This is a genomic window from Actinomadura coerulea (assembly GCF_014208105.1).
Taxonomy (GTDB): domain Bacteria; phylum Actinomycetota; class Actinomycetes; order Streptosporangiales; family Streptosporangiaceae; genus Spirillospora; species Spirillospora coerulea.
The window spans coordinates 6,140,997-6,162,113 of sequence record NZ_JACHMQ010000001.1; the positions used below are offsets into that span (position 1 = coordinate 6,140,997).

A 21,117-nucleotide genomic window follows, 5' to 3' on the forward strand; every position below is an offset into this window, starting at 1 on the left:
GCGCTTTCGGCGGTCTCGCGGGGTGGCAGGCTGGGGACGGTGCGGAGAAGTTCGGTGTCGGCGGGGTGTGATGGACGAAACGCGTGTGCGAGGAGTAAATCCGCCGTTGGCTGGATAGATCCTTGGTTGGTCGCCGTTGGTGACGAGATTCCGATCCCGGGGGTGATCACCGTGACCGGACGGCTGATGACTCGTTGTGCAGGTGGTGAACTGGTTCGTTCTGGTTTCCCGCCATGGCCATCAGGGCATTTCGGACGTACCGGAAGGGTGATGACGGGACTCGTCCGAGTGAGCGGAGCATCGGGGAGGTGAGGGCGTCGAGCGTCGTACTGCTGCCACACGCACCGTCCAGCGTCGCGGTCGCCCGCAGGCGCCTCAGCTCGGAGCTGGCCGACTCGGGCGTCTACGACTCGGTCGTGGACGACGCGAGCGTCATCGTCAGCGAGCTGCTCAGCAACGCCCTGCGGCACGCGCGGCCGCTGCCGTCCGGCCAGGTGAAGGTCTGCTGGCTGTGCCGCGGCGACCTCCTCGAACTGGAGGTCAGCGACGGCGGCGCCATGACCGAGCCGCGCCGGGGTCCGGGCACGCTGTCCTCGCTCGGCGGGCGGGGGCTCGGCATCGTGGAGGCCCTGTCCGAGGGCTGGGGCGTGCGCCACGAGGAGGGCACCACCACGGTCTGGGCCATCCTGCGGACGCCCAGGTCGTCCGGCGACGACCGGATGACCGCTCCCGCCGGTGCGCACGCCGTCGTCCCGGATCTGTCCGCCTTTCCGGACCTGCTCGACGAGCCGGACGAAGACCTACGCAACGGAACCAGGAGTGAAGTAGCTCCAAGTCGGGCATATCCGGCTTAGAGCGACCCTGCCTGGAAGGAACCCCGCCCGACCTTGTATGGTCCTCTCCAACGCTCGGGCGATGTCGTGCCCCCGTCGACATCGCGAGCGTTGATGGTTCTTCCCGGCGCCGCGCGCCTCTGAGCCCCCGGCGCCGGGAAGAACGCAGACTTCCGCCCGTCGCGCGGGCGACTCTCAGATCTCCTCGCGGAGGATCGGGCACGACATGCAGCGGGGCCCGCCCCGCCCCGTCCCGAGCTCGCTCCCGCTGATCCGGATGACCTCGATCCCGGACGCCTCCAGCTGCGCGTTCGTCTCGATGTTGCGCTCGTAGGCGACGCACAGGCGCGGGGCCACGGCGAGGGTGTTGTTCCCGTCGTCCCACTGCTCGCGCTCGGCGGTGACCGGGTCGAGACCGGTGTCGATCACCTTGAGGCGGTCCAGGCCCATCGCGTCGGCGGCGGCCTGGAGGAACGGGCGCGGCTCGGCGACGCGCAGGTGGCCGCCGTCCATCGTCACCGTGTAGGCGGTGAGCGAGTGCGCCACCGGCGGATACATCACGACGGTGTCGACATCGACCATCGTGCAGACGGTGTCGAGGTGCATGGTGGCGCGCTCCTGCGCGATCGGCACGGCCAGCACCGTGTGCGCCAGCCCCGCCCCGATGACCTGGCGGGCCAGGCGCTCGACGCCCGCCGGCGTCGTCCGCTCGCCGGTCCCGACGGCGATCACCCCCGGACGCAGCAGCAGGACGTCGCCGCCCTCCAGATGCTCCAGGGACGGGGTGTAGACCGGCTCCACCCCGGCGAACCGCGGATGGTGCGCGTAGACCAGGCCGGTGAGGGCGGACTCGCGCCGCCGCGCCTGCATCGCGAGGCTCGTCACCGCCACGCGGTCGCCGATCCAGGTGCTGTTGTCGCGGGTGAACAGCAGGCCCGGCAGCGGGTCGACGATGAAGTCCTGCTCGTCCATCAGCCGGTAGACCAGGCCGTGCCCGGCCTTCAGCTCCTCGTGCGCGAGCCCGGCGATCAGCGTGTGCGCGAGGTTCTCGGGATGGAGCCCGCGCAGATGGTCCTCGACGACGCGGCGGAGCTGGTCCCCGAGGCGCAGGTCGACGATGGCGTCGGCGATCGCCTGCTCGCGCGCGGCCTCGTACTCCAGGGCGTCCTGCAGCAGCTCGGTCACGTACAGGACCTCGACGCCGCGCGACCGCAGCGCCTCGGCGAACGCGTCGTGCTCCTCCTGCGCCCGGCCCGCCCACGGGATCGCGTCGAACAGGAGCTTGTCGCTGTTGCGCGGGGTGAGCCGCTTGAGCTCCGCGCCGGGGCGGTGCAGCAGCACCGTCCGCAGCCGTCCGACCTCGCTGGTGACCCGGTGCTCGTGCGCTGTCTTCGCTGCCGTCACCCTCCGAAGTCTAGGCGGCCGACGATATGCCACCATTCGAGGGTGATCGGCAGGAACGCGGGGCTGCCCCTCCACCTCACGTCGGCGACGATGCTGCGCGTGTCCGCCGAGGGGGTCGCGACCGCGCTGGTCCTGACCGTCCAGGCGCGGACGGGCCACGCCGCCACCGCCGGGTACCTGCAGACCGCGATGACGCTGCCGTACGTGCTGAGCGGCCCCGTGATCGGGAACGCGCTGGACCGGGTGGCGCGCCCCCGCCGCGGCGCCGTCGCCCTCGCCGCCTGCTACGTCGCCGCGACCGGGCTGCTGCTGGTCCTCGCGGGACGCTCGCCGCTCGCCCTGGCGCTGGTCGTCGCCGCCGTGATCGGCTGCACCGAGCCCATCGTCGTCGCGCTGACCAGCCTGCTGCCCCGGTTCGTCCCCGCGGGCCGGCTCTCGCGCGCCTACGGGCTGGAGGCCTCCAGCTACAACCTCGCCGGGATCGCCGGACCCGGCCTCGCCGCCGGCCTGGCCGCCCTGGCCGGCGGCCAGTACGCCGGGGCGGCCGTGGTCGCGGTCGGCGCGATCGGCCTCCTGACCCTTCCGTTCCTGCCCTTCCCCGGCCCGTCCGCGGGCGCGGACACCGCCGCGCCGGGCGGGGCGCCGGTGGAGGCCGCGGCCGGCACCGGCGCGGCCGACGGGCGGGCGGCGGCCGTCGAGGCGGAGACGGGGGCGCGGGCGCGCAAGCCGGCGGCCGGGGCCGTCTCGGTGATCACGGGCGGGCTGGTGGTGCTGGCGCAGGGCCGGGTGCTGCGGGCCCTGACCGTCGCGACGACGCTCGCCTGGATGGGCTTCGGCGGTGTCGCCGTCACGGCGGTGCTGTTCGCCGGGCACATCGGCGCGCCGCCCAGCGCGGGCGGACGGCTCCTCGTGGCCCTGGCGGTCGGCTCGCTGATCGGCTCCCTGGCGTCCAGCCGGTGGCTGACGCCCAGGCACGCCGAACCCGTCATGATCGCCGGACTCGTCGCGTTCGGCGCGTCGCTCGCCGCGCTCGCCGCCACGCCCTCCATGCCGTGGGCGACGGCGGCGTTCGTCGCCGCGGGCGTCGCGGAGGGGCCGGTGTTCGCGGCCACGCTCATGCTGCGCCAGCGCGAGTCGCCCCCCGACCGCCTCGGGCAGGTCAACACCACGGCCGGCAGCCTCAAGATCGGCGCGTCGGCGGTCGGCGCCGCGCTGACCGCCGCGTCCGCCGACGCCATCGGCCCGGTCGGCCTGGTCCTCGCGATCGCCGCGTTCCAGTTCGCGGGCGCCCTGCTCGGCCACCTCCTCCTCCGCGCCCCCGCACACGAAAAACCAGTCGACTTCGGCCATGGGCAGTCGTAATGTCCGGGGCATGTTCCTCGCAGCCGGCACCCGGACGCTCGCAGGCATCGCCCTGCTGAGCGCGGTGCCGGCTGCCTTCTCGGCAGCGGCGGCCGACGCGGTCGTCTTCGACGGCCTGCGAAGCTGACCCCTCTCCGTCCCACCTCCGGAGAACCAGCGGAGGGGGGTGGTCGAAGACCGGGCGCCCGCGTGCGCGCGGTCGGTTCTCACCGGATCCACCAGTGAGGACGAGACAATGGCCAAGCAGCTCTACGAGCGCGACAAGCCGCACCTGAACATCGGCACGATGGGGCACGTCGACCACGGCAAGACGACGCTGACCGCGGCGATCACCAAGGTGCTCGCCGACCGCGGGCTGGCGTCCCCGGTGCCGTTCGACCGCATCGACCGCGCGCCCGAGGAGCGCGACCGGGGCATCACGATCAACGTGGCGCACGTCGAGTACGCGACCGCGACCCGGCACTACGCCCACGTCGACATGCCGGGCCACGCCGACTACGTGAAGAACATGATCTCCGGTGCCGCCCAGGTGGACGGGGCCGTGCTGGTCGTGTCCGCCCAGGACGGCGCCATGCCGCAGACGCGCGAGCACGTCGTGCTGGCGCGGCAGGTCGGCGTCGGGCACATCGTGGTGGCGCTGAACAAGGCCGACATGGTCGAGGACACCGAGCTCCTCGACCTCGTCGAGCTGGAGGTCAGGGAGCTGCTCACCGAGTACGGGTTCCCCGGCGAGGAGGTCCCGATCGTGCGCGTGTCCGGGCTCCGGGCGCTGGAGGGCGACCCGTACTGGACGGCCCGGATCGTCGACCTGCTCGACGCGATCGACGCGTACGTGCCGGTGCCGCGCAGGGTGCTCGACAAGCCGTTCCTGATGCCGGTCGAGAGCGTCCTCACGATCACCGGCCGCGGCACCGTCGTGACCGGCGTCGTGGCGCAGGGCGCGATACGGATCGGGGACGCCGTGGAGGTCGTCGGTCTCGGCGAGACGTTCGGCTCCGTCGCGACGGGGCTGGAGACGTTCGGGCAGACGATGGACCACGCCGAGGCGGGCGACAACACCGCCATGCTGCTGCGCGGCGTCAAGCGGGACCAGGTGCGGCGCGGCCAGGTGGTCAGCGCGCCGGGCGCGGTCCGGCCGCACCTGCGGTTCCGGGCCCGGGTCCGGGTGCTGACCGCCGACGAGGGCGGGCGGAGCAGGCCGTTCCTGCACGGCTACCGGCCGCAGTTCCACTTCCGCACCACGGACGTGGTCGGCGGCGTGGACCTCGGCGAGGGCGGCATGGCGCTGCCCGGCGACTCGGTCGACATGGCCGTCGAGCTGGGCAAGCCGGTCGCGATGACCGAGGGGCTCGGCTTCGCCGTCCGCGAGGGCGGCCGGACGGTCGGCGCGGGCACCGTCACCGCGCTGCTCGACTAGCGCGGGAGAGGGGCCCCGGCACTCGCCGGGGCCCCTAGCCTTGATCAGGTAGCCCCCGGCCTCCCGTGACCGAGTGGTCGCGAACGGCTGGCGGATGCGATCTTGATGTGGTGAGATTCCGACATCACCCCCGCAGATCCCCCCGTCTGGAGCACGTGTGCGATCCCCCCGCGCCCTGATTCCCCTGCTCTCGGTCTGTGCGGCCGCCGCGGTCGTGACCGCGGCCGCCACCGGTGCCAGCATCGAGGGCCTGCCGGGCGGCGGTGGTCCCGCCCACGCGGACGGGGCCGCACCGCGCCCCGCCGCCGTGACGATCAACGCGGTGAGCTGGAACGTCTGCGGCGGCTCCGACTGCCCCTCCGGCTCCGCGCCCGCCAAGCTCACCAAGGACATCGTCCAGCGGATGCGGGAGACCGAGGTCGGCGGGCGCACGGTGCGCCCGAACGCCGCCCTCCTCCAGGAGGTCTGCGAGGGCCAGATCCGCTCGTTCAAGACGTCCCTGCCCAAGTGGAGCTGGGCGTTCGCACCCGGCGACGGGGCGTGCGCGGCCGGGCAGGGCCGCGCCGGCGTCGCCATCGGCACCGACTCCCCGCTCACCGCGCAGCGGCAGATCAAACTGCCCGCACCCGCCGGGAGCAGCCGCGTCGCCCTGTGCGGCGAGGTCCCGTCCTGGACGACCCGCGTCTGCGTCACCCAGTTCACCGCCGCCGAAGACGGCCAGTGGCGCCGCAAGGAGGCGGGCGCCCTCACCACCCTCGCGGGCACGGACCGCGTCCTGGTCGGCGGCGACCTCGCCGACGTCCCGGACAGCCCGGCCCTCGACCCCCTCTACGCCGCCTACGACGAGTGCGACCAGTCCGGGACGTCCCGGACGGGCGCGAACACCCGGCAGGACTGGCAGGGCACCGCGCTCGACAAGACCGACTACCTCTTCATAGGCAAGTCGGCCGCCGTCTCCTGCAGCGTCCCGGCGACCCCCGTCAAGACCTCGGACCACCGTCCCCTCTCAGCGGTCGTCCGCTACCAGTAGTTCTGCGTTTCTCTCCTCCTTCGGGCCTGGCGGCCCTCCATCGTCGAGAAACGCGGGCGATCGCCGGCATCGCTCCGTCTCGCCTGGCGGCTCGCTGCGCGATCAGGTTCTCGCTTCGCTGGAACCTGCCTTCGGCCGCGATCGCGGCTCTTCAGGTTGTCGCGGGTGAGGGGGAATTCAATTAACTCCTCGGTCCGTGCCCTGCCAGTAGGGGGCGCGGAGGTCGCGCTTGAGGATCTTGCCGGTGGGGTTGCGCGGGATGGCCTCGCGGCGCTCGACCGAGGTGGGGCACTTGAAGTGGGCGAGGCGCTCGCGGCAGTAGTCGATGATCTCCTGGTCGGAGACGTCCTCGGACGCCACCACGATCGCCTTCGGCGTCTCGCCCCAGCGCTCGTCCGGGACGCCGATGACCGCGCAGTCGCTGACGGCCGGGTGGCCCATGAGGACGTTCTCCACCTCGGCGGGGTAGATGTTCTCCCCACCCGAGATGATCATGTCCTTGACCCGGTCGTGGATGTAGAGGTAGCCGTCCTCGTCGAGGTAGCCGGCGTCGCCCGTGCGGAACCAGTTGTCCTCCGACAGCGCGCTCGCCGTCGCGGCCGGCATGCCCCAGTAGCCCTTCATGTTCTGCGGCGTCCGGCAGATGATCTCGCCCACCCGGCCGGCGGGCAGCTCCTCCCCCGTGGCCGGGTCCACGATCCTGAGCTCGGTGTTGTCGTTCGGGAGCCCGGCGCTGCGCAGCCGGTGCGCGTTCGGGCCGTCCGGGTCGTGGTCCCCGGGCGGCAGCGAGGTGATCGCGCCGGTGACCTCCGTGAGGCCGTACACCTGCCGGAAGTCGGTGGTCGGCAGCATCGCCATGGCGGTGCGCAGGACGTCCTCGCTGATCGGGGAGGCGCCGTACAGCATGAGCCGCAGGCTGGACATGTCGGCGGCGGTGACCTCGGGGATCAGCGGCATGAACTGCAGCAGCACCGGGACGAGGAAGATGTGCGTGACGCGGTGCCGCTCGATGCCCTGCGCGATCGCGGTCGGGTCGGGTTCGCGCGTGACGACCCCGGTGAGGCCGTTGTAGACGGCGGACACGGTGAGCACGTTTCCGGCCACGTGGTACATCGGCATCGCGATCATCAGCACGGACGACCCGTCGATGTCCCAGACGTCGTTGGTCACCGCGAGCGCCGAGAGGAAGTTGTCGTGCGTCAGCATGACGCCCTTGGGCAGGCCCGTCGTGCCGGACGAGTACAGCTGGACGAACACGTCCCCGCTGTCCGGCTCGTACGCCGGGGGCTCGGCGGGGGCCGCGTCGATCCAGGCGGCGTAGTCCTGGTGGGCGTGGCCGGCGCCGGAGATGACGACCGTCAGGTCGGTGTGCTCGAGCTTGCCGGCGATCGCGTCCAGGACGGGCAGGAACTCGGGGCCGACGACGAAGACCTTCGCCTGGGAGTTGTTGACGATGTAGGCGACCTCGTCGGGCGCCAGCCGGTAGTTCACCGGGACCTGCGCGGCGCCGATCCGGGTCGCGCCGAAGAGCAGCTCGGCGTATTCGAGCGAGTTCTTGTCGAGGACGGCCACCCGGTCGCCGGGGCCGAGCCCGGCGGCAGCGAGCGCCGCCGCCACCCGGTCCACGCGCCGGTCGAAGTCGCGGTAGGAGATCTCGGTGTCGCCCGCGATGTACGCGACACGATCGGGATAGGCGAGCGCGCGTTCGCGCAGCACTCCGTCAAGACCTGGCACGATGGGCCCCTTCGCCGATGACCGCCTGGTTATTCCGGCATCATGCGGTCACCGGCGACATCGCGGCAAGGGGATCGGGCCGCTCGCCTAGCGGCTTTTCGACATCTTTGAGACCGCGGTCACGGCGAGTACCACCGCGACGGCGACGAGTCCGATGAAGAAGAAGAACTTCAGCATCGAGAAGATCGCGCCGATGACGGTGATCACCAGCCACACCGCGAGGACCACACCGAGGATGGTCAGGATCGTCTTACCCATGGCTCCACCGTATGCGCTCGTTCCGCAGGGTTCATCAGCCTGGGGGACGACCTAGGCACCGCCGTGCGGCGGAGGAGGACCCTGAGGACCCCCGGGGACCGGGCCCTGACCCGGGCCGGGGTACGGCGGCCGGTACGACGGCGGCTGCCCGGGCCGCCCCGGAAACGGCGGCCGGCCCGGCATCGGCGGCCCGCCGGGGGCTCCGAACGGCCCGCCCGGCGCGCCCGCGTCCCAGGGCTGGGACGCGCCGCCGGTCTTCGCCGTCAGGACCCGCAGCCCCGCGAGCCCCGCCGCCACCACCAGCGCCAGCAGCTCGTACGCCTGGTACCGCCCGAAAGCGGGCTTCAGGACCGCCGTGAGGAAGGAGCCGCTCGGCCATGCCTGCGCGGACAGCATCAGCCCGAGGATCACGCCGATCCGTCCGCCGACCTCCATCGCCACGTACGCCGACAGCCCCGCCGCGATCGGCGCCAGCGGCCCGCGGGGCCGCGCCGGCAGGACGGCCGTGCCGACGACCAGCCCGGCGAACAGGCAGGCGATCAGGAAGTAGGCCGGGGACGTGCGGAAGCCCAGCATGGCCGGCGACGCGTACGACCGCACGGTCATGAACAGCGCGGCGACGCCGGTGGCGACCGCGCCCCCGACCAGGATCAGGGCGATGACCCCACCGTTGGAGGTCGCGGAGCGATTCTGCGGCATTGTGCCATTAAAGCGGCGTTCGTCCGCTCACGCAGGCCGCGCGGGTGGAAGCATGATCGACTCCTTACGGGGTGGTGACGTGCCGGGCGGGCCACGCGACCGGGGCCCTAGCTTTGGGGAGGTGAACAGCGTCTCCCCTCCCGGGCGCGTCCTGGTCGTCGACGACGACCCGACGGTCGCCGAGGTCGTCGCCCGCTACCTGACCCGCGACGGGCACGAGGTCGTGTGCGTCGCCGACGGCCGGACCGCCCTGCGCAGGGCGCTGGACGACCCGCCCGACCTCGTCGTCCTCGACCTCATGCTGCCCGGCATGGACGGCCTGGAGGTGTGCCGGCGGCTCCGCGAGACCTCGACCGTCCCGATCGTGATGCTGACGGCGCTCGGCGCGGAGACCGACCGGCTCGTCGGGCTGGAGACCGGCGCCGACGACTACGTGACGAAGCCGTTCAGCCCGCGCGAGCTGGCACTGCGCGTCCGCTCGGTGCTGCGGCGGGCGCGGGGCGCGCTCGTCCCGACCGGCCCGTCCGGCCCGCTGCGCGACGGCGGCCTCGTCGTGGACGTCGGCGCGCACGAGGCGGAGCTGCGCGGCGAGCGGCTCGCGCTCACCTCCCGCGAGTTCGACCTGCTGGCGTTCCTGCTGCGCCATCCGCGGCAGGCCTTCACCCGCGACGAGCTGCTCGAACGCGTCTGGGACTGGACGTTCGGCGACTCCTCCACGGTGACCGTCCACGTCCGGCGGCTGCGCGAGAAGATCGAGGACGACCCGACCACGCCGCGCCGCATCGTCACCGTGTGGGGCGTCGGCTACCGCTACGAGCCCGCGGAGACCGCCCGATGATCCCCTTCGAGGACCTGCTCTGGGTGGTCTTCTACGCGGCGCTGGCCGCGTTCGCCGTCGCGGCCGTCGCGCTCGCCGTCCTGCACGCGCTGCGCGGCCGCTCGGTCGCCACGCAGCTGGTCGTCGTCGGCGCCGCCACGGTGCTGGCGACCATCTCCGGCATCCTCGTGATCTCGTTCATGATGCTGCTGAACGACCACGACCGCTCGGTGGTGCTCGCCGTCGTGACCTCCGCCGGGCTGGTCGCGATGGCGGTGTCGGTCCTGCTCGGCCGCCGCCTGGTGGCCGCGAACCGGACCCTGGTCGAGGCCGTCCGCGCGGACCGGTTCCGTCCTCCCCCGGCACGCCTTCCGGCCGAGCTGGCGGAGCTGTCCCGGGAGCTGGAGGCCGCCTACGACCGGCTGGCCGCCGCGCACGAGCGCGAGCAGGCCCTGGAGGCGAGCCGCCGCGAGCTGGTCGCCTGGGTGAGCCACGACCTGCGCACCCCCCTGGCGGGGCTCCGCGCGATGGCCGAGGCCCTGGAGGACGAGGTCGTCGCCGACGAGGAGACGACCCGCCGCTACCACGGCCGCATCCGCGTGGAGGTGGAGCGGCTGACCGAGATGGTGGACGACCTGTTCGAGCTGTCCCGCATCCACGCGGGCGCCCTGCGCCTGACCCGCGAGCGCGTCGGCCTCGCGGACCTGGTCGCCGAGGCGGTCGCCGGCGCCGAGGCGCTGGCCCGCGCCAAGGGCGTCCGGCTGCGCGGAGACGTCCGTGAGGGGCTGCCCGTCCAGGTGGACGCGGGGGAGCTGGGCCGCGCGCTGCGCAACCTCGTCGTGAACGCGATCCGGCACACGCCCGGCGACGGCGCGGTCGAGATCACCGGTGAGGTCCGCGGCGGCGAGGCCCGGGTGACGGTGGCCGACGCGTGCGGCGGCATCCCGGAAGGCGACCTGCCGCGCGTGTTCGACGTCGCGTTCCGCGGTGAGGCGGCCCGGACCCCGGGCGGCGGCGCCGGCCTCGGCCTCGCCATCGCCCGCGGCATCGTCGAAGCCCACGCGGGCGAGATCGGCGTCGCCAACACCGGCCCCGGCTGCCGCTTCGAGGTCCGGCTTCCTTGTTAGCTTTGCTTTTATCTCCTCCTTCGGGCCTGGCGGCCCTCCATCGTCGATAAAAGCGGGCGATCGCTGGCATCGCTCCGTCTCGCCTTGGCGGCTCGCTGCGCGATCAGATTCTTGCTTCGCTCGAATCTGCCTTTGGACGCGATCGCATCCATTGAGGTTGTTGCGTGGTTGCTGTGGTGGCTGGGGTCTGGCGCGTCCGGGTGGTGGCGGTCCGGGGGCCGGGCCCGCGTGTCGGGCCTCTCCAGCTGCGTCACCATCGGCTCGACGTCAGGGGTCCAGGGCTTCGGTGATGGTGCGGTAGGTGGGGCAGGGCCAGCGGGACATGCAGGCCCGGCAGCGGCGGATGGGGCGGTCGGGGTCGCTGGTGATGCCGCCGGCCTCCTGCGGGCGGTGCAGGTCGACGAGGCGCAGGGTGAGGTCGGCGAAGGCGATGACCTCCTCGCGGGCGCCGGCGAGGAAGGCGAGGTCCTCGCGGGACAGACGCGTCCGGACCGGGACGAAGCCGTCCTTGTTCACCAGGCGGAACAGGACCTGGGTGGACGTTCGCCACGTGCTGGACTTCGCCGCCCGCCCCCGGATCGTCTCCAGGCGCTCGCGCAGTCGACCTTGCCGCTGTTGCACCCGTTCAGGTTCCCCTACTCCGGGCGGTCGTGCGGGAAGAACCCGCGATATCGGCCGACCGGATCGGCGCCTCGGAGTGCTGGAATCTTTGCATTACGGTGCGTAGTACCCAAAGCGTGCGGGACTGGCAAGGCGGCGACACGCCCCGGAAACGCCCACGGCGCAGGGGACTTGGCGAACCGCCTGGCTCCCGGGCCGTTCGCGAGATAGTGTGCCGGACGTGGAGCTAAATGTCTCGACCGCGTCTCAGGGGGGTCACGCCGTTGTCACGGCGACCGGTGAGCTCGACCTGTACACCGCGCCACGGTTGCAGGCGGCCCTCGCGGGCCTGCTGCGCGACCAGGCCGACCACATCGTGGTCGACATGAGCGGCGTGGAGTTCTGCGACTCGACGGGCATGAACGTGCTGCTCTCGGCCATGAAGCGGCTGAAGGAGCAGGGCGGCGCGCTGGAACTGGCCGCGCCGCGCCCCGCCGTGAAGCGGATCCTGCAGGTCACCGGGCTCGACACCGTCTTCACCGTGACGGAGGCGGCGCCGGTCCTGGACGCCGGCTGACCTTTCCAACAACTCACACCGACCGCCGGCGCCGCGGGTGAATCCCGCGGGTCGCCGCCCTGTCGCGTGGGTAACGGCTTGGTCCGTTCCCCCGTGCCCTGCGGCATCGCGCGCTCGCCCCCGACTACGATCGCGGTTATGCAGGACGTAGCGGTATGCATCCCGGCCAAGGACGAAGCCGACCGCATCGCGGCCACGGTCAAGGCCGCCCAGGAGCTTCCCGGCGCCGACCTCGTCGTGGTGATCGACGACGGCTCCTCCGACGGCACCGGGCGGGTGGCCCGCGAGGCCGGGGCGCGGGTCGTGCGGCACAGCCGCAACCGGGGCAAGGGCGCCGCGATGGAGAGCGGGGCCGAGGCCGTCCGGCTGCTCGACGAGGGCCGCGAACAGCCCCGCCACCTGCTGTTCCTCGACGCCGACCTCGCCGAGACCGCGCGCGATGCCGCGCCGCTGGTCGAGCCGGTCAGGTCCGGTGAGGCCGACATGACGATCGCCGTGTTCAGCACGACCGTGAAGCTCGGCGGGCACGGGTTCGTCGTCCGGCTGTCGCGCGACGGGATCCGCCGCGCCACCGGCTGGGAGGCCACCGCGCCGCTGAACGGGCAGCGCTGCCTGACCCGGGCCGCGTTCGACGCCGCGCTGCCGCTCGCCGCCGGGTTCGGGGTGGAGACCGCGCTCACCATCGACCTGCTGCGCGCCGGGTTCCGGGTGACGGAGGTCGAGGTGCCGCTCGCGCACCGCGCCACCGGCACCGACTGGCGCTCCCAGCTGCACCGCGCCCGGCAGTTCCGGGACGTGGCGAGAGCGCTCGCCGTGCGCGAACCGGCGGTGGCCGGGGGGCTCGAGCGCCTGCGCGGCAGCCGCCCATGACCCGTCTCGGCACGGGCGGGCTGTGGGGGATCGGGGCCGGCGTCGCCTGCTTCGCCGCCACCGCGCTCCTCGGGCCGTCGGTGTTCGAGCCGGAGCTGGAGGGCCCGCGCGCCGAGCCGCCGTACGCGCTGGACGTCCACCCGTCGCCGTACCTGGTGATCGGCCTCGTCGTCGCGGGGATCGCCGCGAGCGCGCTGGGGCTCGGCCTGTGCTTCGCCGCCGTCCGCAGGGGCTGGCGCGTGCGGGCGCTGCCGCTGGTGGCCGCGGGCCTGCTGGCGGCGGCCGCGTTCATGTTCATGCCGCCGGTCGGGTCCACCGACCACCTGAACTACGCCTCCTACGGGCGGATGGCCGCGACGGGGCACGACCCGTACCGGACGCGCGCCGTCGACCTGCCGAAGGACCCGGTCGCCGGGGCGCCCGAGGAGTGGCGGACGACGCCGTCGGTGTACGGGCCGGTCGCCACGGGCGGGCAGGCGTTCGCCGCGTGGATCGGCAGCGGCTCGGTGCGGCTGACCGTCTTCGTCCTGTCGGTGCTGAACGTGCTCGCGTTCGCGGCGACGGCCCTGATCCTCTACCGGATGTCCACGACGGAGGAGCGGCGGCTCCGCACGGCGCTGCTGTGGACGTGCAACCCGCTCGTCCTGTTCCACCTGGTGGCGGGGGCGCACAACGACGTCCTCGCGATCGCGCCGATGGTGGCCGCGCTCGCCGTCTTCGGCGGCGCCGCCGCGGGCCGGGCGGGCTTGGCGCGCTCCCTGGCGGCCGGGGCGCTCGCCGGGCTCGGGACGGCGATCAAGCTGCCGGCCGCGCTGGTCGCCGGGGGCCCGGCCTGGGGCCTGCTGCGCCGGGCCCGGACGGAGCGCCGGAAGTGGCCGGTCGGCCACCTGGCCGCGCTGGTCGCCGGGGGCGCGGCCGTCACGGCGCTGTCCTACGCCCTCGCCGGGCCGCACGCGCTCGACCAGGTCCGCGAGGCCAGCAACATGGTCTCGTTCGCGACCCCGTGGCACCTGCTGGACGAGTCGCTCGGCCGCGGCTCGCAGCGCGACGTGATCAAGCTGGGCGCGATGCTGCTCGGCCTCGTGCTGCTGTTGCTGCTCGTCCGGGCCCTGCCCAGGGAGGACGCCCTCGTGCCCGGCGCGGAGGAGCGCCGCGTCGCCGCGGCGATCGCCCTCGCGTGGCTCCTCGCCGCGCCCTACGCGCTGCCCTGGTACGACGGTTTCGGGTGGGCGCTGCTGGCGCTGCTGCCCTGGACGCGGATCGACTGGATCCTGCTCGCCCACACCACCGCGCTCAGCCTCGCCTACCTGCCGGCCCGCGCGCCCGCCCGCATCCGCCTGCCGGACGACCTGGAGTGGCTGTTCACCGTCGTTCGGCCGACCGTGGTCCCGTGGACGCTTCTGGCGATCCTGACCGCTCTGGTGGCGGCGTGTCTGCGTTCCTCAGGTCGATCTCCAGCGACCGGAGCCCCGCGGCGAGCATCAGCGGGGTCGCCAGGCTGAACGCCACCGACAGGATCACCACGCCCGAGTCGTTCACCAGCGTGCCGATGACGCCGACCGCGAGCGCGCAGATCACCGCCGGGCGCATCGTCAGGCTCTTCTCGTAGGCGCCCTGCAGCAGCGACACCCGCCACCGCGTGGGCCGCGCCAGGACGAAGAAGAGGAACACGACGGCGGCGGCGAGCGCGAGCGTGTAGGGCCAGTACCCGAGGCTGTTCAGCATCGCGTCGAACTTGCGGGTGACGACGTCCCACGCGTCCCCGGCGACGAGGTCCTGCCAGAACCGTCCGAGATGCGTCGGGTTGGCCGACTGGGCGTTCACGTAGGAGATGAGCAGCACGAGGACCAGCCCGGCGCCGAAGAACAGGCCGAGCTTGAGCGGCGACATGCGCTTGCCCGCGACCATCAGGCCGAGCATCGCGAACGCCGGGACGATCGCCAGCACGCCGCCGAAGTCGCTGCCGAACGCGGGCAGGCCGTCGACCGCGACCGTGAACGCGCCGATCACCGCCACGATCGCGACGGCGAGGGCCTTGTTGCCCCTGCGCAGCGGGTACTCCGTCAGCCACGCCGCCGTCAGGATCGCGGCGACGGCGAACAGCGAGAACGCCTGGTTGCCGAAGCCGTAGAACCGCCCGGCGACGAGGGCGGTGTAGCCCATCAGCGTGTTGAGCTGGAGGGAGGAGCCCGTCATCACGTCCACCGCGAGGACGAGCGCCGTCACCCCGGTGATCACCAGGCCGGGGACGACGGGGGAGCGGCGCCACGGCCCGGCGAGCGCCACGCCCGTCAGCAGCCCGGCGAAGCCCAGCACGGTGCAGATCAGGACGGGCGTCGGGTGCTCGGCCCGCCACCACGGCAGCAGTCCGGCGAGGAAGGACGCGCCGGGCGCCGCGCCGCCGAGCAGCGCGATCACCCGGGTGCCGCCGAGGATCCGCGCCCGCGAGCGGCGGTCGCCGCCGAGGCGCCGCAGCGCGACCACCGCGATCCCGTACAGGACGAGCTGCACCGCGAACAGCACCCAGTAGAAGGACGTCTGGACGGCCCGGATCGCCTGCGCCGCGACGTCCTCGTCCATGAGCGCGTCGACCCGGTCGTGCGCGGACGACGTGGACGGCTGCGACCGCCACGCGGACCCGACGGCCTGCTTGGGCTGCTTCACCCCGAGCAGCTTCAGCGTCGTCGCGGTGAGGTCGGTCAGCGTGACCAGCCCGTCCTGGCGGGTGGCGCTGGAGGTCATGTAGCCGGGCCCGTAGGCGGCGCCCTTGGCGACGGCCACGCGCAGGTGCGGGTTGACGCCGGTGTCGGACAGGCCCGCGACCAGCACGGTCGTCCCCTGGGGGAGCCCGGCGACGACCTGCGCGACCCGGCGGTCGGCGGCCTTCGTGGCGGCGGCGCGGACCTCGTCCGACAGCGGGACCTGGTCGCCGTGCGGGTCGACGCCCGCGTTGATGTAGGCGCGGAAGAGGTCGTCGACGTCGACCGCGGTGAGCGGGCAGCGCGCCCAGTCGGCCGCGGTGGCCCTGTCGGGCGACTCGACGTACCGGTCGACCCGGCCGGCGCCGTCGGCGGCGCCGAACACCGCGCCGGGCCCGACCGCCGTCGTGCAGCCGCCCGCCCGGTGGACCTCGTCGCCGAGCAGCCCGAGCCGCGCGTGGTAGTTGGTGCCCGCGTTGTCGCTCTTGATCGCGGGCCAGCCCGCGGCGACGGCCCCGCCGGCGGGCGGCGGCCCGGTGGGGGAGCTCTGGCCGGGCAGGACCGGCGTGGACGGCAGCGCGCAGTCGCCGTGCGCCAGCCGCGACCGCTGCCCCGCCGACAGCGTCAGCCAGCCGTCGGTCGGGCAGGTGATGACGCGGGTGGTGCGGACGCTGAGGCCCGCCGCGGAGCCCTGCGAGGTCAGCCCCCACAACGCGGGGGTGTTCTCGCGGGTGATGTCGCTCCACATCAGGGCCGGCACCCCGATGACCACCACGCGGCCGGTGGCGGCCCGCTCGGCGGGGGCCGCGGGGGAGGCGTGCGCCGCCGCGGGCCCGAGGACGGCCGCGAGCGCCGCCGCGAGGGTCGCGAGGAACACAGCGATCTTCGTTCCCCGGGACGTCATGGCGTTCAGGTTACAAGAGCCCTACCACCGGGCAGGGGCCATATCCTGCGGGCTGTGGACGGTCTGATGGCGCGGGATGCCCGCGACTCCCCCGGTGAGGCGGCCGGCGCCCCCGCCAGGCGAGGCGCCCGCGACCTGCTGGTCCTGCTCGCCGGGATCGCCGTCGCCGTGGCCGCCGCCGCGCCGGTCGTCCATCGGTGGCTCGGCAACCAGCCCGACCAGCGGCTCGTCGACCTGGAGGTCTACCGGGAGGGCGGGCTGGCCGTCCTGCGCGGCGCGCCCCTGTACGACTTCCTCACGCAGCCGCCGCAACTGCTCCCCTTCACCTATCCGCCGATCGCCGCCGCCCTGGCCGTCCCGTTCACGCTCCTGCCGTGGCGTGCGGCGCAGTGGGCATGGACGGTGCTGATCTACCTGTCGCTCGTGGTCGTCGTCTGCTACGCCTTCCGCGACCTCATCCGCCGGACGGGACGCTGGGCGCCGCTCACCGCGGGCGTCCTGGTCGCGGCGACGGCGTGGCTCGACCCCGTCCGCGACCAGGTCAGGTTCGGGCAGGTCGGGCTGTTCCTGCTGGCCATGTGCCTGGCCGACTGCTGCGCCCGCACCGCCCGCTGGCCGCGCGGCATGCTCGTCGGCCTCGCCCTGGCGATCAAACTGGTGCCGGGCGTCTTTCTGATCTACTTCCTGGTCACCGGGCGGCGGGACGCGCTGGCCAACGCCGTGCTGACCGCCGTCGTCGCCACGCTGGGCGGGTTCGCGCTGCTGCCGTCCGACTCGTCCGCCTACTGGTTCGGTGCGCTGCTGGAGGGCGGCGACCGGACGGGCGCGGTCGACGGCACCACGAACCAGGCGATCAACGGGATCGTGGCCCGCATCCTGGACGAGGGGCCGGCCCGGACGCTGGTGTGGCTGGCCCTGGCCCTGGTCGTCGCCTGGTTCGGCTTCGGGTGGGCGCGCCGGGCGACGCTCGCCGCCGACGCCGCCACCGGCGCCGACGCCTCCAGCCTCCTGCTCGCCGGGGTCGCGATCGTCGGGCTGCTGTCCGTCGTCCTGTCCCCTGTGGGCTGGATCCATCACCTTGTGTGGATGATCGCGGTACTGGGGGCTTTGGTGGGTGATGGGCGTGACACGCGAAGATGTCTGGTCGCGCTCGGCCTGTGGCTGCTGTTCCTGTTCCCCGTCCCGTGGTGGGCGCGCGGTCTGATCGGCCCGGATCATTCCCCCGTAACGGTTTTCGCGGGCCAGGTGCTGCGCGACTCGTTCGGTCTCGCCGCGCTGGCCTCGATCTTGGTCCTCGGAACATGGCTGGTGAAACGGCTCGATCCGGACAACCACCCCCGAGATCCTTCGCAACGGCAGGTCGGCATGGGTACGCTCGGCGCGTGATGCTCGTCGCAGTGGCCGTCGCAGGCCTGGTCGCCGGGGTTGCGGGGCTCTCCATCGCGGTGGTCGCGCACAACCGGGTCAACCAGGTCGTCGACGAGTGCGGGGAAATGCTGAGGCGCCAGCTCCAGGTCGCGAGCGGCGAGGTGGACGAGCGCGCCCTGCGCGATCTCGCGATCGTGCACTACGACGCGCTCAAGGAGATGTCCGGGCACCGGTCCTTCTCCCTCGCGCTGATCAACGCGGTCGGCGACGGCGTGGTGGTGAGCTCGATCAACGGGCGGACCGAGACGCGGACGTACGCCAAGGCCGTCCAGGGCGGGCACGCCGTCGAGACGCTCTCCCCGGAGGAGAACCAGGTCCTGCGGGCCGCCCGGCTCGGCAAGGGCCCCGTCATCTCGATGGACGACCCGCTGCCCGACTTCGGCAACGGCGCCCACACCCCCACCGCCCGCGCCTGAGGCGGCGCCCGAGGGGCTTGGACGCCGGACGGTAGACTCGTCTTTCTCGCCATGCCTCTAGACGGCTTCCGCACAGCCGAAACACGCACCGGGGGACCCTCGTGACCGCAGACGACAGGCCAGCGCGCTACGCCTACCTGGGTCCGCGGGGCACTTTCACCGAGGCCGCGCTGCTCACCCTCCCCGGCGCCGCCGAGGCCGAACACATCCCTTACGCGACCGTCCCGGCCGTCCTCGAAGCCCTGCGCCGCGGCGAGGCCGACACCGCCGTCGTCGCGCTGGAGAACTCCGTCGAGGGCTCGGTCCCCACCACGCTGGACGAGCTGGCGACCGGCGAACCGCTCCAGATCGTCGGGGAGATCCACCTGCCGGTCTCGTTCGCCCTCCTCGTCCGTCCCGGCACGGCGCTGGACGACATCAAGACCGTCGCGTCCCACCCGATCGCGCAGCCGCAGTGCCGCCGCTGGCTCATGGAGAACGTCCCGGACGCCGAGTGGCGCGCCGCCACCTCCAACGCCGAGGCGGCCCAGCACGTCGCCGACGGCCACTACGACGCCGCGCTCGCCGGCTCGTTCGCGGCCGCGCGCTACGGCCTTTCGGTCCTCGCCGAGGACATCCACGACGTCGCCGACGCCGTCACCCGCTTCGTCGTCCTGAGCCGCCCGAGCACCCCGCCGCCGCCCACCGGCATGGACAAGACGACCGTCGTCGCGTTCATCGGCGAGGACCACCCGGGCGCCCTGCTGGAGATCCTCACCGAGTTCTCGGTCCGCGGCATCAACCTCACGCTGATCCAGTCCCGTCCGACCGGCGCGGGCCTCGGCTCCTACCTGTTCTGGATGGACTTCGAGGGCCATGTCGCCGACGCCCGCGTCGGCGAGGCCATGATGGGGCTGCGCCGCGTCTGCGCCGACGTCCGCTTCGTCGGCTCCTACACCCGCGCCGACCAGGTCCGCCCCGAGATCCGCCGCGGCACCCACGACGCCGACTTCACCGAGGCCGCCGCCTGGATCACCGGCATCCGCACCGGCCACGCCTGAGCCCCCGCCCGGAAATCAAAGGCGCCGCGGACGTGTTGGCACGGTAGACCGTCCTGAGAGAGGTTTTCCTGTGCGTGTTGAGATCTGGGCCGACGTCGTGTGCCCCTGGTGCTATCTCGGTAAGCGCCACTTCGAGCGTGCCCTGGAGGGTTTCGAGCACCGGGACGAGGTCGAGGTGGTCTACCGCGCGTTCCAGCTCGACCCCTCCTTCCCGCCGGGCGAGACGGTCGACGTGGCCGACATGCTGGCCGAGAAGTACGGCATGACGCGCGACGAGGCCGTCGCGAAGAACCGGGAGATGGAGGAGCGGGCCGCCGCGGCCGGCCTGGACTACCACCTCGAAGGCCGCCAGGCGGGCAACACCGCCGACGCGCACCGCCTCGTCTACCTCGCGGGGCAGCGCGGGGTGCAGGGCGCGGTCGTCGAGGCCCTGTTCAAGGCCTACTTCACCGACGAGCGCCCCGTCTTCGACCGGGACACGCTCGTGGACGTCGTGGCGGAGGCGGGCCTGGACGCCGCCGAGGCGCGCGACGTGCTCGCGTCCGGCGAGTACGCCTCCGAGGTGGAGACCGAGCAGAGCGCGGCGCGGGACATCGGCGCGACCGGCGTGCCCTTCTTCGTCATCGACCGCCGCTACGGCGTCTCGGGCGCCCAGCCCACCGAGACGTTCGCGCAGGTCCTCGACCAGGCCTGGGCGGACGCGAACAGCTAGCGGGCACCGCCTCCCCTGTCGCCGTGATCCAAGTGTGATCATCAGCGGTCAACCGGCGGTCAGTCCCGGGCGTCAACTCCATATCAGTAATCAGTGGAGAGGTTTCTTGCCTTGCGCCGCTCATCCGCACTGCTCGCCACCGCCGCCCTCACCTCACCCCTCTTCCTCGCGCCCGGCGCCGCCCACGCCGACGCGACCGATGTCACGACCCGGGCCGCTTCCGTCACCGTCGAGAAGGAGACCACGGTCATCACCGGCCGGCTGTGGCCGAAGCTGACCGTGTCTCCGGGCACGGTGATGACCGTGAACGGCAGAGTTCTCCGACAGGGCTCCACCGGTCCCGAGCCCGTGGAGGGGCTGGAGATCCAGCTCGATGTGCCGCCCGACCTCCTTGAGGCCGGAAGCATCAAGACGACCCGGACCTTCGCGGACGGAAGCTTCCGCGCGGCCTTCACCGTCGGACGGCAGCTCGGGAAGTCGGGCGCCGTGACGGCGCGCTTCGAGGGGAACGAGTCCCTCACCGGCAGCCAGGTCGGCCTGGGGACGGTGAACGTCCGGAACTACTCCGAGATCACCGACTTCAACGCCTTCCCCGAACCGCTCGCCTACCGCGACACGATCGTCGCGCACGGCCGTCTGGACGTCCGGCCCGACTACACCAACGTCACGAGCCTGCCTGTGTACCTGGAGTATTCCCTGGACGGTACGACCTGGAAGGTCTGGGCCAGCCAGACCCTGGCACGGCCGGGGAGCCTCTACTTCAACAGCGAGAAGGCCGTGACGAAGGACGCGTACTGGCGCGTCCGCTACCCGGGCAGCGATCTGACCATGCCGGTCGTCAGCAAAACCGACTTCGTCGACGTTAAGTACCGGACGCAGTGGTACAACTTCAACGCCTCGCCCGAGCCGGTGAAGAAGGGCGGGACCATCACGGTCAAGGGGCAGCTCTACCGGTTCCGGGACAAGGCGGGTCCGGGCCCGAACGCACCCGTGTACGTCTACTTCAAGGCCGCCGGGACGACGACGTACAAGCAGGTGGCGGCCACCAAGACCGATGCCAACGGCTGGTTCGCCAAGACCTTCAAGGCGTCCGTGGACGGCACCTGGAAGGCGGTCTACAAGGAGACCTCCGGCTACCTGGGCTCGACCTCGGACGGCGACGCCGTGGACGTCCGCTGACGTAGGCTGCG

The 21,117-nt window shown here is 72.9% G+C and carries 19 protein-coding genes and 1 pseudogene; 14 read left to right on the plus strand and 6 right to left on the minus strand.

Going from position 1 to position 21,117, the window contains the following annotated elements:
* The first annotated feature begins 308 nt into the window (after positions 1–308).
* Positions 309–854 (plus strand): ATP-binding protein, encoded by a 546-nt coding sequence (locus BKA00_RS28380; protein WP_230298606.1) that lies wholly within the window; start codon positions 309–311, stop codon positions 852–854.
* A 174-nt stretch (positions 855–1,028) separates the two neighbouring features.
* Here the strand turns inward: BKA00_RS28380 and BKA00_RS28385 are convergent, their stop codons facing one another.
* On the minus strand, positions 1,029–2,237 hold the full coding sequence (locus BKA00_RS28385) for an arginine deiminase (RefSeq protein WP_230298605.1): 1,209 nt from the start codon (positions 2,235–2,237) through the stop codon (positions 1,029–1,031).
* Positions 2,238–2,279: 42 nt separating this feature from the next.
* Between BKA00_RS28385 and BKA00_RS28390 the strand changes: the two genes are divergently transcribed.
* From BKA00_RS28390 to BKA00_RS28400, 3 genes are all read left to right on the plus strand, one after another.
* Positions 2,280–3,599 carry an MFS transporter gene (locus BKA00_RS28390; RefSeq protein WP_185030018.1) on the plus strand — a complete coding sequence of 440 codons (1,320 nt, stop codon included), beginning with the start codon at positions 2,280–2,282 and terminating at the stop codon, positions 3,597–3,599.
* Between the two features lie 235 nt (positions 3,600–3,834).
* A complete protein-coding gene (tuf, locus tag BKA00_RS28395) occupies positions 3,835–5,016 on the plus strand; it encodes an elongation factor Tu (RefSeq protein WP_185030020.1) in 1,182 nt (393 codons plus the stop codon).
* Between the two features lie 157 nt (positions 5,017–5,173).
* Positions 5,174–6,046, plus strand: coding sequence for an endonuclease/exonuclease/phosphatase family protein (locus BKA00_RS28400; RefSeq protein ID WP_185030022.1), 873 nt, complete (start codon positions 5,174–5,176; stop codon positions 6,044–6,046).
* Between the two features lie 177 nt (positions 6,047–6,223).
* Here BKA00_RS28400 and BKA00_RS28405 read toward each other — a convergent pair whose 3' ends face one another.
* The 3 genes from BKA00_RS28405 to BKA00_RS28415 all read right to left on the minus strand — a co-directional run bounded on the left by BKA00_RS28405 (position 6,224) and on the right by BKA00_RS28415 (position 8,737).
* Positions 6,224–7,780 (minus strand): long-chain-fatty-acid--CoA ligase, encoded by a 1,557-nt coding sequence (locus BKA00_RS28405; RefSeq protein ID WP_185030023.1) that lies wholly within the window; start codon positions 7,778–7,780, stop codon positions 6,224–6,226.
* A gap of 87 nt (positions 7,781–7,867) precedes the next feature.
* Positions 7,868–8,038: a hypothetical protein gene (locus BKA00_RS28410; RefSeq protein ID WP_185030025.1), complete on the minus strand. Its 171-nt coding sequence runs from the start codon at positions 8,036–8,038 to the stop codon at positions 7,868–7,870.
* A 51-nt stretch (positions 8,039–8,089) separates the two neighbouring features.
* A complete protein-coding gene (locus tag BKA00_RS28415; protein ID WP_185030027.1) occupies positions 8,090–8,737 on the minus strand; it encodes a hypothetical protein in 648 nt (215 codons plus the stop codon).
* 121 nt (positions 8,738–8,858) lie between these two features.
* Between BKA00_RS28415 and BKA00_RS28420 the strand changes: the two genes are divergently transcribed.
* A complete protein-coding gene (locus tag BKA00_RS28420) occupies positions 8,859–9,575 on the plus strand; it encodes a response regulator transcription factor (protein WP_230298604.1) in 717 nt (238 codons plus the stop codon).
* A complete protein-coding gene (locus BKA00_RS28425) occupies positions 9,572–10,681 on the plus strand; it encodes a sensor histidine kinase (protein ID WP_185030031.1) in 1,110 nt (369 codons plus the stop codon). Before BKA00_RS28420 ends, BKA00_RS28425 begins: the two co-directional genes overlap by 4 nt.
* Positions 10,682–10,948: 267 nt before the next feature.
* Here the strand turns inward: BKA00_RS28425 and BKA00_RS28430 are convergent, their stop codons facing one another.
* The gene (locus tag BKA00_RS28430) at positions 10,949–11,302 is read right to left on the minus strand and encodes a hypothetical protein (protein WP_185030033.1); all 354 of its coding nucleotides are present in this window, start codon (positions 11,300–11,302) and stop codon (positions 10,949–10,951) included.
* 220 nt (positions 11,303–11,522) lie between these two features.
* Here BKA00_RS28430 and BKA00_RS28435 point away from each other — a divergent pair, with 220 nt between their 5' ends.
* The 3 genes and pseudogenes from BKA00_RS28435 to mptB all read left to right on the plus strand — a co-directional run.
* A complete protein-coding gene (locus BKA00_RS28435) occupies positions 11,523–11,858 on the plus strand; it encodes an STAS domain-containing protein (RefSeq protein WP_179831569.1) in 336 nt (111 codons plus the stop codon).
* A gap of 138 nt (positions 11,859–11,996) precedes the next feature.
* Positions 11,997–12,728, plus strand: coding sequence for a glycosyltransferase family 2 protein (locus BKA00_RS28440; RefSeq protein WP_185030035.1), 732 nt, complete (start codon positions 11,997–11,999; stop codon positions 12,726–12,728).
* A pseudogene (gene mptB, locus BKA00_RS41005) lies at positions 12,725–13,552 on the plus strand (polyprenol phosphomannose-dependent alpha 1,6 mannosyltransferase MptB); the annotation flags it as partial. The gene BKA00_RS28440 and the pseudogene mptB, both read left to right, overlap by 4 nt.
* Positions 13,553–14,090: 538 nt before the next feature.
* Here mptB and BKA00_RS39345 read toward each other — a convergent pair.
* A complete protein-coding gene (locus BKA00_RS39345) occupies positions 14,091–16,331 on the minus strand; it encodes a hypothetical protein (protein ID WP_230298603.1) in 2,241 nt (746 codons plus the stop codon).
* A gap of 54 nt (positions 16,332–16,385) precedes the next feature.
* Here BKA00_RS39345 and BKA00_RS28450 point away from each other — a divergent pair, with 54 nt between their 5' ends.
* The 5 genes from BKA00_RS28450 (at position 16,386) to BKA00_RS28470 (ending at position 21,106) form a co-directional block, all read left to right on the plus strand.
* A complete protein-coding gene (locus tag BKA00_RS28450) occupies positions 16,386–17,717 on the plus strand; it encodes a glycosyltransferase 87 family protein (protein ID WP_230298602.1) in 1,332 nt (443 codons plus the stop codon).
* Positions 17,717–18,175, plus strand: a complete 459-nt coding sequence (locus BKA00_RS28455) for a DUF4446 family protein (RefSeq protein WP_185034922.1) — start codon at positions 17,717–17,719, stop codon at positions 18,173–18,175. The genes BKA00_RS28450 and BKA00_RS28455 overlap by 1 nt, the downstream gene beginning before the upstream one ends.
* A 101-nt stretch (positions 18,176–18,276) precedes the next feature.
* On the plus strand, positions 18,277–19,215 hold the full coding sequence (gene pheA / locus BKA00_RS28460; RefSeq protein ID WP_185030039.1) for a prephenate dehydratase: 939 nt from the start codon (positions 18,277–18,279) through the stop codon (positions 19,213–19,215).
* A 70-nt stretch (positions 19,216–19,285) separates the two neighbouring features.
* Positions 19,286–19,927 (plus strand): DsbA family oxidoreductase, encoded by a 642-nt coding sequence (locus BKA00_RS28465; protein WP_185030041.1) that lies wholly within the window; start codon positions 19,286–19,288, stop codon positions 19,925–19,927.
* 111 nt (positions 19,928–20,038) lie between these two features.
* Complete coding sequence (locus BKA00_RS28470; protein ID WP_185030043.1) at positions 20,039–21,106, plus strand: hypothetical protein; 1,068 nt, start codon at positions 20,039–20,041, stop codon at positions 21,104–21,106.
* The last annotated feature ends 11 nt before the right edge of the window (positions 21,107–21,117 follow it).